This is a genomic window from Maribacter zhoushanensis (assembly GCF_029350975.1).
Classification (GTDB): domain Bacteria; phylum Bacteroidota; class Bacteroidia; order Flavobacteriales; family Flavobacteriaceae; genus Maribacter; species Maribacter zhoushanensis.
On record NZ_JARKMR010000002.1, the window covers coordinates 562,116 to 575,380 of the forward strand.

Here is a 13,265-nt window from a genome sequence, read left to right on the forward strand (position 1 = left end):
TTAGCTTAATTGTTCATAACAGGTTAAAAACTTATTACAAGGGTTAAATATCAATTTTATCTAATATGTACCTTTAGGTAAAATCAAAATATAATGGACAGGACACAGAAATTGCAATCTATACGCCCTTTAATTGCCTCTGCCAAAATAATGCCCAATATGAGTGATGATGAAAGGTTTCAAAACCAGACATTACGCCCAATAATAAAGCTACAAAACGATTTACTCCTAGCATCTTACCAGAACTATATCAATAAAATGAAGAATAGCTTTTACGAGCTAAAGATTGATAAACGCATGGATTATATTGCCAAATCAATACAAAAAGATATCAAGTTCAGAAACTCTTTAAAAGGAATGATCATTGGTCAGTTTACCGTAGAAGAATACGAGTTATATATTAAAAACTCTTCTGCCCTAAATAAAAGAATGATGAATATGGTCGTAAAAAGAATTCAAGATCAAATTCAATATTTTGAAAAATATGATTTAGTCCAATAAAGATTCGCCATTTAAATTAGTGGTTAGAATATTACTCATTAAATCAAAGTAAGGGCGTATAGCTACAAAACTTTCATTTACCGTATTTGCAAAATCATCTGACAATACCTCTTTGTCCGTAAAGTTTCTTACGAAGATGTTTTGTTTTTTGCGTATAAATTTAATATTAGGGTCTTCTTTATCAAAACCTTTTGGTGCCGTTTTTAATTCATCACCAACTAGTTCTCCCCAAATAGATTGGAACTTTTTGTCCTCTATAATATCGGTTAGGTCTGTGGTATCTATCTCCCACTCCTTTCTTATACGTAGCAAATCATTTTTTTCAGGATTCCAGAACCCTGTAGCAATAAAACTGTTGCCTGGCGCTATCTGAATATAATAACCGCCTCTGCGGTGTTTTCCCGCTCTAGCGAAAGAAGCTGAAAGATGAGTTTTATAAGGCGTTTTATTTTTAGAAAACCGAACATCTCTATAAATTCTAAAAACTTTTAATTTTTCAATTTCGTCATGTGCTTTTAGTTGGTCAAGCACATGATTAAAAAAGCTTTTTACTTTGGTTTCTTCTGCTTTAAATTCAGTTTTATGTTCGGTAAACCACTCTCTATTATTATTGTTCTTCAATTTATTTAAAAATTGAAATGTACTTTTTGTAATATTCGTTTCTAACATTCGACTTAGCTGTTGTGATTTTAAGCTAAAGTTAACCATAAGAAGAGAAGTACTTTTACTTATTTGGTTAATTTTGATGAACTAATGAAGACACATGGACCATCGATCTATAATCGAAAAGATTAATACCCACAAAAAACAACCGAATTTAAGATTTCGTTTAAAAAAGAATACCGAGAAATTTACGGACCTTCTTTTTTATATGTTATTTGATATTGAAACCCCAGTTGCTGAAAGTCTAGATAAGTTAGAACAGCAGTTTGATGAACTTGTAGACTTGGCATGTTGGGAAAGTGATAAACCTTGTAAAAAGGTTTGGGAGAATTATGTAGAGAAATTACCAATAGTTCTTGAAAGTCTAAATTTAGACGCAGAAGCAACCGTAAACTGTGACCCTGCCTCTTTATCTATTGAGGAAGTATATATGGCATACCCAGGTTTTTACGCCATTTCCGTGTATAGATTGGCACATGAACTTTATAAAACCGGATTTCCGTTAGTACCCCGTTTAATGACAGAATACGCACATAGACAAACAGGTGTTGATATCAACCCTGGTGCTCAAATAGGAAAATCTTTTCATATAGATCACGGCACAGGCGTTGTAATCGGTGAAACTGCCATTATTAAAAATGACGTTAAAATATATCAAGGTGTTACTTTGGGCGGACTCTTTGTTGCTAAGAATTTACAACAGACCAAGCGACACCCTACCATTGAAAACAATGTAACTATATATGCCAATGCCACAATTTTAGGAGGAGACACCATAATTGGCGCTAATAGCATTGTTGGTGGTAACGCTTGGATAACCGCATCTGTAGCGCCACACTCAACAGTATTTCATACACCAGAAATTAAAATAAAAACCTTACCCCATGTCTAATTCATTACTATCCTTAATTGGTAATACACCGCTAGTTAAATCAAGAGTATTAAATACAAACCCAAATGTTTCCGTTTATTTTAAAATGGAAGGTCATAACCCGGGTGGCAGTGTAAAAGACCGCGCCGCTTACAACATGATCAAAACCGGCTTTGATAATGGAGATTTTACCGCCAATGATAAATTAATAGAAGCTACTAGTGGTAATACCGGAATAGCATTAGCAATGATTGCCGGCGTTTATGGTCTTGACATTGAATTGGTAATGCCTGAAAATTCTACAATAGAACGTGTACAAACCATGAGAGCTTATGGTGCCAAAGTTACCTTAACTTCTTCTGACGTTGGTATTGAAGGTGCACGTGATTATGCAGAAAAAAAAGTTACTAATGATGGGTATATAATGATGAACCAATTTGGCAATCCAAATAACTGGAAAGCACATTATAATACTACTGGACCAGAAATATGGAAAGATACTGAAGGTAAAGTAAGTCACTTTGTTTCTGCAATGGGCACCACAGGTACAATAATGGGTACTTCTACCTATTTAAAAGAGCAAAATAGCGATATACAAATTGTAGGGGTTCAACCTGGTGATAATGCTAGCATACCGGGCATTCGCAAATGGCCACAAGAGTATTTACCTAAAATTTTCGATGCAAAGAAAGTAGATCGCATTATGGAAGTATCTGAGATTGAAGCAAAAGAAATGGCAAGAAAGTTGGCAAAAGAAGAAGGTATTTTTTCAGGAATGAGCAGTGGTGGTGCTGCTACCGTAGCTTTGCGCTTAGCACAAGAAATAGACCATGGTGTTATTGTTTCTATAGTTTGTGATCGCGGCGATCGTTATCTATCATCAAACTTGTTCAATTAAATTATAGACTATAATATAAATAAAAAAAGAGCCGTTTTATCGGCTCTTTTTTATATTCTAAAATGTTGGAAGATTATTTTTCTAACATCATTGTTTCGTCAGGCTTACTATATTCTTCAACCAAAAACTCTAAGTTTTCACCATGTTCATTGGTAAATACATATGTAGTTTTATCGTTCATCATCTTTTTACTCTTAAGGCTAATATTTTCAACAACCTTCAAATTCTCGCCTTCGTTCATTGCTACTACCAATTCATCATTTTTAGAAACTAAAACAAAATCTTCAGGGGTTTTAGATTCATAACTGAACACTATTTTCTCATCAAAGGCATCATCATCGTCATTATCTATATTTACTGTTTTAATAATGGTTGATACACTATCTACTACCCTATCTTGATCTACCTTGCCTTCATCTTCTTTTGAGCGTTCTATGGTATTTAAACGTTTTGTAGTAATCTCAACAGTATTCTTTACTAATTTGCTACCATCGTTTACCGTATAAGATTTAGATATTTTAGTATCCAATACTTCTTGATTTTTCTCTTGTGCCAATACAGTTCCTGTTATTAGTAACAGTCCAGCAATTGACATATACATACTTCTAATTTTCATATATAAATTTTTAAATTAATTTTTTGACTTAAATAATTCAATATTAAGTCCCTCATATCTAATATTTTAGATATTGGCAAGATATCTGAAAACGGTAAAAACCAATAACCCATAAAAATTAATAATTAATGGATTTGGTATTGAAAAACAAGACCAGTAAGAACTAATCAACTAATAGGAATATGATACTATAGCCATTTTTTCTTTTTAAAATAAATCATCATTCCAACAAAAAGAAAGATCATTACCGCCCAAACAACATAGTATCCATATTTATAGTGGAGTTCTGGCATATGGTCAAAATTCATACCGTAGATACCGGCAATAAAAGTCAAAGGAATGAAAATAGATGCCATTATGGTCAATACCTTCATGACCTCGTTCATTTTATTACTCATATTACTCATGTACATTTCCATTAAACTCATAGACATTTCACGGTAAATCTGTAAACTTTCATTAATTTCTATGGCATGATCTAAAACATCTCGTAAAAATAATTTGGTGTCTTTTGTAATTCTAGGATTTTCAGAATCTATTAACCTGCTTATCAATTCTTTAACAGGATATATCCAACTTCTAATCTTTAAAATTTCCTTTTTTAACTGCTGAATATTTTGAGCTACTATAGGCTCAGGGTTTTGATACACATCTTCCTCTAAATTCTCTATCCGATTATTTAGGTTTTCAATGGCTAAAAAATAATTATCTACAATGGCATCAAGCAATGCAAAAAATAAGTAATCTGCTCCCCTACTTCTTATACGACCTAGCTTACCGCTAATTCGATCACGCAATCCGTTAAAAACATCAGCTTTTACCTCTTGAAAAACCAAGACGGTGTTTTCATGTAAAACAATAGCAATATGCTCCCCTATAATTTCATCTTGCTCAGAAATGTAGAGCATTCTAAATATTCCAAAAATATAATCCTCATATTCATCAATTTTAGGTCGCTGCTCAGTATTAACAATATCTTCAAGTACCAAAGGGTTTAGGTTATAATGTTTTCCTAGCTTTTCTATAAAAGGCTCATCGGTAATACCAACAACGTTTACCCAATTAATTTTATCTGAATGTTCTTCGGCTAAAAACTGGTCTAAGTTTACAAACGCATTTGATTCGAATTCATTGGCATTGTAAGTAGTACTATAAATGATACTATCACTCCGCTCCTTATCACCCATATAACTTATGGTTCCTGGAGCTTTGCCTAGCTTATATTGTTGGCGAGATTTTTTCTTTTTCCTTCTTGGAAAGTTATGCTTCTTGTTTGTAGCCATGAACAATTTATATTGATAAAGTAAAATCTAATTATTAAAATCAAGTTTATTTAAAATTAAGCCTGATCCTGGGGCAATGGTATTCAGCTTATGAGTTGACCCCGTAACTAAAGATTCTTTGATTTCATCTAAGGTAATTTCATTTTTACCCAATTGTACCAAAGCCCCCATAATCAAACGAATTTGATATCTCATAAAACCGCGTCCTACAACCTTTAAAATATAACTCTGCTCAGGAAAAAAATTAGCTGTAAGAATATTATTAGTTATAATAGAGCAAGAATCAATTTCGCGCACGGTAATGGTATTTGGCTTTAATGATGCGGTATACACACTAAAATCATGCGTACCAGCAAATAAAGAAGCACCCTGTTTCATTAAATTTAAATCAAGCCTATCTATATAGTTAGTTATAAAAGGAGCACTGAACGGGTGATTCTTTTTTCCAAAAGAAAAAAAATAATGATACTCTTTGGTCTTGCTATCTTTTATAATATTGAAATGTTGATCAACAGGCTTTATGGAAAGCAACCTAATATCTGATGGTAGATTGTAATTAAAATCTTCTAAGAAAGAATCTAAATTTGAAATAGGTTCTTCAACAAAAAGCTCAAAAGCTCCGTCAAGTGAGGAAACCTTAGAATCGGTTCTACCGGCACCCAAAATTTTATAGGGAGCGTTTGGGTATAAAAAGGTAAATGTCTTATTCAGCATACCTACAATAGTCTTAAGCTTTGGTTGTTCCTGCCAACCATTAAATCTAAAACCTAAATACTGCAGTCGTACCAAATAACAAAAACGCTGTTTCTTCATAATGTAAATGTAATTACATTATATACATAAGTAAATACACAGTTTCATTGAATTGCTATAATAGCAACTTTTAAGGTGGTAATAGTACTATACACCCTTACAATTTAATTATAAGTATTTTATTGTTAATTAATAGAATTTATAGTAATATTAGGGTATGGTAGACTTAAAATCAAGGACTTGAACAACGAAGTTAACCGTTTATCGAATTGTTTTATCTATTACCACAGCTTCCCCGTAATTGCAACGAAACTATGGTTCGCCTGAACCCTTGAAAACTATATTTTATGAATGCCATTAAAGGATTACTGACCTGGAAGCGAACATTAATTGTATCTATTGTTGTACTTTTTTTATTGAATATTTTTAGTTTTTACGGGTTATACACCAATAAGTTTTACTTTTTCAAAATTGAAAATTATCTCTTCCCAATTTTATCGATCATTCACTTTGTATTTCTATACGTACTATGGTTTAAAATTAGCGAGAATGAACTAAGCGATCCACCAATGAGAACTTTAGAGTATGCACTTTATGCAGTGTCATTGGTATACGTTTATAAAATGGTAGATACGATGATAGTTTTAACTAGCTATTCAGATTTTGAAAATCATTTGATACCAAGCACATTTTTACCTTTGGGTTATGTCATGTTAGCACTTTATGCTATTCTATTACTGGTAACATTGTTAGCCATAGTTTATAGAAAAGAAATGGTAGGCACCTACATATTTGACGATATGAACCAACATGTAGATCACTGGAACAACTAAAAATCAGAAACATATATAAACCTCGATAAGAAATTATCGAGGTTTTTTTTTGCATAGTATTTTGTGGTTTTTCATTAAAAAAATTAAAACAAAACAGAATAATTATTTGGTGACCATGTAATTATCAAAATTTTACACGACCAATTACGAAGCAAAATTATCTTGTTTTAGACTATTTTCTTTACAATGTGATTTTTCTGTGATACTTTTTTTCTTAATTCGTAATTGACTATGAAACGTATATTAATTATTGAGGATGATCCTGAAATCATTAAACTTTTAGAACTTCATTTATCTGATGTCAGCTATGAAACTACTATGGCTATGGATGGAAATGAAGGACTGCAATTAGCCTTAGAAAATGATTTTGAACTAATACTATTAGACCTTACGTTACCAAGTCTAGATGGTGTAGAAGTTTGTAGAAAATTACGAGCAACAAAAAACACCCCGGTAATAATGCTCACCGCAAAATCTGAAGAGATCGATAGGGTTTTAGGTCTGGAAATTGGTGCGGATGATTACATGACAAAACCCTTTAGCATTAGAGAGTTATTGGCTCGTATAAAAGCAGTATTAAGACGTACCAATAAAGTAGAAAAGCAACAAGAAGATACCTCCATAATTCTTGCAGAGGGACTAAAAATAGATATTGATAAACGAAAAGTAGTTTTAGGGGATTACAAAATAGAACTATCGCCAAAAGAGTTTGAACTCTTGGTTCTTATGGCATCTAACCCAGGAAGAAACTACACTAGAACAGAACTATTAAATATTATTTGGGGCTATAATTTTGAAGGCTACGAGCATACTGTAAATTCTCATATTAACAGATTACGAGCTAAGATAGAATCAGATATGGCTAACCCAAACTATATACTAACTACCTGGGGCGTTGGTTATAAATTTAATGAAGAAATAATGGCATGATAAACAACGGTAAAACCCTTACTCCTAAACTGATAAAGAAACTTTGGATAGCTTTTATATTTCTAATCATCTTAATGGGTGCATCATATGTTTTCATTACAGGTTACCTGACCTTGGATTACAACCAAGCTATTACACAGCGTATGAATGCAAATGTTGCTGATCATGTAATACAGGAAAAATTTGAAAACGCAGCACCTTTTTTAAAGGATGGCAGTGTAAACAAAGAACTATTTGGAGATTTAATGCACGATATGATGGCCGTTAATCGCGGTATTGAAGTCTATCTGCTGAATAAGTCTGGTGATATATTATACTCCGTAGTTTTAGAGCATAATGAAAACGAACCTATGAAATCGGTAGCTTTGGAGCCAATTGAAAGATTTATCGAAACAAAAGGCGAAGAATTTGTTCTGGGAGATGACCCATTGAATGCAAAAGAACAAAATATATTCTCTGCGGCTCCATTCTCTATTGATGGTCATGAAGGATTTATTTATATAATCGTTGCAGGCAAAGAATTAGCACTTATTAGCGATAGTCTTTTTAGTTCTTATTTTACAAAACTGAGTATTGGGGCAATTATATTAACAATGCTATTTGCAGCATTAATAGGAATGTTAAGTATTTGGTTTTTAACTAAAAACCTTAGGCTAATTACCCAAACAGTTCGAAAGTTTCAAGAAGGCGATTTAGATATTAGAATAGAAAACCCAGAACAATCTGATATTGAAGTGGTGGCTTTATCTTTCAATGAAATGGCAGACACAATCGTTGATAATATGGACAAGATGAAGTCTGTTGATAATTTACGTAGAGAACTAATTGCCAATGTGTCTCATGACCTACGTACACCGTTGGCTGTTTTAAAAGGTTATATAGAAACATTACAGATTAAAAAAGATTCACTTACCGAAAGTCAAAAAGAGGAATATTTAGAAATTACCCATAATAATATAGATAAGCTCTCAAGTTTAATCAATCAACTGTTTGAATATTCCAAATTAGAAGCAGAACAAGTAACGCCCATTAAAGAGCCATTTTCTATAACAGAGCTTTCTCATGATTTGATTGCCAAATTCAAAATATTGGCAGAACAGAAACAAATAAAGCTTCAGTTAGAAAACCCTGAAGAAAACTGCATGGTCTATGCTGATATAGGTTTGGTAGAAAGAGCACTACAGAATTTAATTGAAAATGCTATTAAATATACCCAACCAAACGGAAAGGTTACCTTAAGCCTAATTAAAATGGGCAAACAAATAGAAATTAATATTACAGATACAGGTACTGGAATTGCGGTAAACGATCAGCCATTTATATTTGACAGATATAAGCAGGTAGACAAGAATACTCAAAAAAGAGGTTTGGGTCTTGGTTTGGCGATTGTAAAGAAAATAATGGATTTACATGACACTACCATAGTAGTTTTAAGTAAACCCTATGAAGGAAGTTCTTTTATTTTTAAACTGCCCACTTATCAATTGCAATGAATTTAACTTTGCTATGAAAAAGAGAAAGCCCTATCCAAATACGGATAGGGCTTTTCTATACTATAAAATTATATTTTCTTTTATTAATTAGAAGTATTTGTTTGAGTAATGGTATAAACACCATCTAAAACCTGTAGTTCAAATACTTCTATGTTTCCATCTACAAATCTATTATTTGCAATAAATGTATATGGACCACCATAGGTACCACCAACTTCATCTAAGAAATTAAAAGTCACCGTTTCGGAAGTTAAACCATCAAATAGATAAGCAATCAATTCTATAGAATATGTTCCATTTGTTAATGGTGAGAAATCTAATTTGTTAATAAATAAAGATTCACTACCTGCATTAAAAGATGATGCAGATTCAACCGTATTACCGTTAGAATCAGTAACTCTTAATTCAAATAAATCACTTTGTGTAGACCATGTACTGGATATCTGTAAACCTTCATCAATTTCAGTAGTTGTTATTGCAATACTAGCATTTGATCCTATAGTAACATCATCATTTTCCACGCCATTTATAGTTACAACAATACTTTTTTCATCTGAAGCTGTTATACGACCATCATTGGCGTCAACCGTAACCGACTTTGAAGATTGACCTGCTTGAATAATTAATTCTCCATTACCCTCAACAGCGTAATTACTGTTTTCAGTAACACTACTATAATAAACTACTATATCTTCGTTTAAAGGCTTACTTAAATTAAAGTTCAGGGTATAAAATGAATTCTCTTCAATAGTAATAGATGAAGTTTCAAAACCTAATAAAGCTTCGCCGTCTGTAATATCAATTTGTACAAAACTTCCATTATCACTTGGTGTAATTGTATTAGGTAATTCTGCTAAACTAATAACGATATTTTCTACACCGCTTTCAAATACGCCATCAGAAATTATAGTAAGTTCTGTTGTACCGGTTAATTCTCCTGCAGGAACAGTTATTGAACTTGAGCTAACAGAATAGTCAGAATTTAGGGCTGCTGAACCTGCAAAATTTAACTGTATTGTTACAGTTTCTTCTTGTGCAGCTTCAATTGCTGCAGAAATAATAATTACTTGTTCATCAGATTCTGTAGTCATAGATGCACTTGAAGCAAGCGACACTTTTGACAAATCGATTGCAGTTGGCACTTCAACTAATTTTTCTACTTCTACTTCTTCTGTTTTAGTACACGAAAATAATAGAGCAGCAACTGATAAATACATCAGAGGTTTTTTCATAATAATGCTTAAATTAATTAATGGTTATATTAAATCTTAGGTTAAAGGTATGTTAATAGGTTTATAAGCGAAAACCGTAATAAAATACATAAGAAAGTAAAATCTTACAAATCATAATATAATAATCTGTATATCAACACATAAACACATTTAAAATTTTAGTAATTAAATTTCATAAAAAAGCCCTTTCAGGATTGAAAGGGCTTTTTATTATTAAATATCTTTTAAGAAACTGCTATAGAGGTCTTTAAACTCGAACCCATCTGTAAAACGTTGTTTATTCAATTTCTTGTAAGAAACCAATCCCCATAACAACAATTCTTTTAAGAAATATGCATCTTTAGCATCATAATCTGGCTGATGGTCTTTTAAGAGCTGGTTCAATGCAGGTATACTATCTAAAGCACGTTTGTATTCCTCATCTGTAAAATCATCTAATAATTCAAAACCTTCACCTTGAAAAAACCAATGCAATAGTTCATCATAAACGGTTTCTTCATCTTTACGTTCCAACTTATTAATTTTAGGGAAATACTTTGGGAATAGAGTTTTTACGGCATCATCTATCAATATAGCCGCTACACCATCTGCTCCCTCCTGCTCTCCTTCATATACCAGTTCTATTTTACCGGTAATTGCAGGAATAATTCCTAAGAAATCACTTAAACGAACCATAGTACTATCACCACCATTCAGTAATGATCTGCGTTCTGCAGTGCTTAACAAGTTTTCAAAAGCAGTAATACTGGTACGTGCACTTACACCACTTTTAGCATCTACATACTCACTATCTCTAGCTTCAAAAATAATTTGCTCTAATAAGTCTTTTGCTAAATCTGGCACATAAACAGCATCTGTTTGGCGAACATCTAATTTTGCCTCTTGCTCGGTAATTTTTCTAGCAATTTCAATATCGTCTGGGTAATGTGTTAATATCTGAGATCCAATTCTGTCTTTTAGCGGAGTAACTATACTACCTCTATTGGTATAATCTTCAGGGTTTGCCGTAAATACAAACTGTATATCTAAAGGTAACCTTAATTTAAACCCACGAATCTGAATATCACCTTCTTCCAATATATTGAATAATGACACTTGTATACGTGCTTGTAAATCGGGCAACTCGTTGATTACAAAAATGCAACGGTTGGCACGCGGTATCATACCAAAGTGGATTACTCTATCATCTGCATAAGATAATTTTAAGTTAGCCGCTTTTATTGGATCTACATCACCAATTAAATCAGCCACGGTAACATCTGGTGTAGCTAATTTTTCAGCAAAACGTTCGTCTTTATGCATCCAAGAAACAGGAGTATCGTCGCCTTTCTCCTTAATTAATTCCATCGCATATCTAGACATAGGCTTCATAGGATCATCATTGATATCTGAACCTTCTACTACCGGAATATATTCATCTAATAGATTCACCATTAAATGCGCCAAACGGGTTTTCGCTTGACCACGAAGTCCTAATAAATTAATGTTATGACGAGAAAGAATAGCACGCTCTAATTCAGGTATTACAGAATCTTCATAACCCCAAACTCCCGTAAAAGCATCTTCACCTTTCTTAATCTTGTCTATAAGATTGTCACGTAATTCGTCTTTTACGCTTTTTGATTGGTATCCGGCAGTCTTAAGCTCCCCTAACGTATGTATATTTTTATAATCTAATTTCATAAAATTTTCTTATTCTTATTTCAATCTTTTTTTTCTGTTCGCTTCGTAATCTTCAAATATCATTTCTCCCAATCCTTTTAATCCCGTAAAGAATGCCTTGCCTTTATTTGCCTCTGTAAAATGGCGAATAAACTGCATTAGATAAGGATCTTGAGCTATCATAAATGTGGTAATTGGTATGTGTAGTTTGCGTGCCTGCCTTGCCATATTGTAACATTTCTCCACAATAAAATCGTCTAAACCAACACTGTTCTTGTAATACGTACCATCTGGCATACGAAGACAACTTGGCTTGCCATCTGTAATCATAAAAATCTGTTTGTTGGTATTACGCTTTCTACGAAGCATATCCATAGCCAATTGTAGACCGGCAACGGTATTGGTATGATACGGACCTACTTTTAAATACGGTAAATCCTTAATAGGTATTGGCCAGGCATCGTTACCAAATACCAGAATATCTAAAGTATCCTTTGGGTATCTAGTCGTAATCAATTCTGCCAACGCCATAGCCACTTTTTTAGCGGGAGTTATACGATCTTCACCATACAAAATCATACTATGACTAATATCTATCATTAGTATAGTACTCATCTGCGCTTTGTGCTGCGTATCTTCTACAACTAGGTCTTCTTCACTTAATTGAAAACTACCCATACCATGATTAATTTGAGCATTTTTAATACTCTCTGTCATAGATATGTTTTCTAGACCATCACCATAACGGTATTCTCTAAGGTCACCTGTATGTTCATCTCCTTGACCAGATTTACCCGTTTTATGATTACCAGAACCACTCCTTTTTAGTTTACCAAAAATTTGGTCTAACGCACGTTGTCGTATAATCCGTTCCATTTTTGCGGTAATGGAAATATCTCCGCCACCAGAACCCTCTTCACCATCTTGCCCGTCACCACCACCATCTTTAAACTCTTCGCGTATGTAGCCCTTAGCCTTTAAATCTTCAATAAAGTCATCAATAGTATAATCTTCGGTTGTAAGTTCATATTCCTTATCCAATTCACGTAACCAATCTATAGCCTCGTCAAAGTCTCCAGAAGTATGTGTAATAAGCTCTTGAAAAATATCAAACAGCTTATCAAAAATCGATTGTTCGGGTGCTTCATAAGTTTTAAAGCGAAACCCTTTTCTTTCATTCATAGCCATCTTATAAAATTAACACTTTTACGTTGGATGTCGTTGGTATTTAAGAAATGTTAACGTTGTTGTTTAAGTTTGGTTGTTGGTTGTTGGTTTTTAGTTGTTGGTTGTTCGTGTTGAGTTGGACGCTAGACTCTGGTCGCTGGTCGCAATACGCTGTGCACTTCTCTCTTTAGGATAGCTCCTGAAGAAAAGTGAAAGGCAAACGGCGATTGGCGAAAAGCGCTCCGAGCATTGCGCATTGCGTTTTGGGCATAGCGTTATAATGAAGTAACTTCGGCTACGCTCAGTCACCGAATATTGGTACAATTTAATTTTCGAACAACTAATAACCAACGAGCAACAATT

General features: G+C 33.2%; 13 protein-coding genes. 6 read left to right on the top strand and 7 right to left on the bottom strand.

What is annotated here, in order from left to right; translation table 11 throughout:
* Positions 1-93: 93 nt before the first annotated feature.
* Positions 94-501: a glyoxalase gene (locus PXD56_RS09175; protein ID WP_276493035.1), complete on the top strand. Its 408-nt coding sequence runs from the start codon at positions 94-96 to the stop codon at positions 499-501.
* On the opposite strand, the gene PXD56_RS09180 is transcribed toward PXD56_RS09175, so the two are convergent.
* A complete protein-coding gene (locus tag PXD56_RS09180; protein WP_276493036.1) occupies positions 490-1,170 on the bottom strand; it encodes a DUF2461 domain-containing protein in 681 nt (226 codons plus the stop codon). The two genes, PXD56_RS09175 and PXD56_RS09180, sit on opposite strands and share 12 nt — an antisense overlap.
* 94 nt (positions 1,171-1,264) lie before the next feature.
* Between PXD56_RS09180 and epsC the strand changes: the two genes are divergently transcribed.
* Entirely contained in the window at positions 1,265-2,056 is a 792-nt protein-coding gene (gene epsC, locus PXD56_RS09185) for a serine O-acetyltransferase EpsC (RefSeq protein ID WP_276493037.1), read from the top strand.
* Positions 2,049-2,933 (top strand): cysteine synthase CysM, encoded by an 885-nt coding sequence (gene cysM, locus PXD56_RS09190; RefSeq protein ID WP_276493038.1) that lies wholly within the window; start codon positions 2,049-2,051, stop codon positions 2,931-2,933. Before epsC ends, cysM begins: the two co-directional genes overlap by 8 nt.
* Before the next feature lie 73 nt (positions 2,934-3,006).
* On the opposite strand, the gene PXD56_RS09195 is transcribed toward cysM, so the two are convergent.
* The 3 genes from PXD56_RS09195 to PXD56_RS09205 form a co-directional block, all read right to left on the bottom strand.
* Positions 3,007-3,549 carry a hypothetical protein gene (locus PXD56_RS09195; RefSeq protein ID WP_276493039.1) on the bottom strand — a complete coding sequence of 181 codons (543 nt, stop codon included), beginning with the start codon at positions 3,547-3,549 and terminating at the stop codon, positions 3,007-3,009.
* A 188-nt stretch (positions 3,550-3,737) separates the two neighbouring features.
* Positions 3,738-4,832 (bottom strand): magnesium/cobalt transporter CorA, encoded by a 1,095-nt coding sequence (gene corA, locus PXD56_RS09200; protein ID WP_276493040.1) that lies wholly within the window; start codon positions 4,830-4,832, stop codon positions 3,738-3,740.
* Between the two features lie 27 nt (positions 4,833-4,859).
* Entirely contained in the window at positions 4,860-5,645 is a 786-nt protein-coding gene (locus PXD56_RS09205) for a tRNA pseudouridine synthase A (protein ID WP_276493041.1), read from the bottom strand.
* 287 nt (positions 5,646-5,932) lie between these two features.
* On the opposite strand from PXD56_RS09205, the gene PXD56_RS09210 reads away from it, so the two are divergent.
* From PXD56_RS09210 to PXD56_RS09220, 3 genes are all read left to right on the top strand, one after another.
* Positions 5,933-6,418, top strand: a complete 486-nt coding sequence (locus PXD56_RS09210; RefSeq protein ID WP_276493042.1) for a hypothetical protein — start codon at positions 5,933-5,935, stop codon at positions 6,416-6,418.
* A gap of 231 nt (positions 6,419-6,649) precedes the next feature.
* Positions 6,650-7,348 (top strand): response regulator transcription factor, encoded by a 699-nt coding sequence (locus PXD56_RS09215; RefSeq protein WP_276493043.1) that lies wholly within the window; start codon positions 6,650-6,652, stop codon positions 7,346-7,348.
* Positions 7,345-8,841, top strand: coding sequence for a sensor histidine kinase (locus PXD56_RS09220; RefSeq protein ID WP_276493044.1), 1,497 nt, complete (start codon positions 7,345-7,347; stop codon positions 8,839-8,841). Before PXD56_RS09215 ends, PXD56_RS09220 begins: the two co-directional genes overlap by 4 nt.
* 83 nt (positions 8,842-8,924) lie before the next feature.
* Here the strand turns inward: PXD56_RS09220 and PXD56_RS09225 are convergent, their stop codons facing one another.
* The 3 genes from PXD56_RS09225 to PXD56_RS09235 all read right to left on the bottom strand — a co-directional run bounded on the left by PXD56_RS09225 (position 8,925) and on the right by PXD56_RS09235 (position 12,923).
* A complete protein-coding gene (locus PXD56_RS09225) occupies positions 8,925-10,073 on the bottom strand; it encodes a Calx-beta domain-containing protein (RefSeq protein WP_276493045.1) in 1,149 nt (382 codons plus the stop codon).
* Between the two features lie 213 nt (positions 10,074-10,286).
* On the bottom strand, positions 10,287-11,756 hold the full coding sequence (locus tag PXD56_RS09230; protein WP_276493046.1) for a MoxR family ATPase: 1,470 nt from the start codon (positions 11,754-11,756) through the stop codon (positions 10,287-10,289).
* A 15-nt stretch (positions 11,757-11,771) separates the two neighbouring features.
* Positions 11,772-12,923, bottom strand: coding sequence for a vWA domain-containing protein (locus PXD56_RS09235; RefSeq protein WP_276493047.1), 1,152 nt, complete (start codon positions 12,921-12,923; stop codon positions 11,772-11,774).
* Positions 12,924-13,265 lie beyond the last annotated feature (342 nt).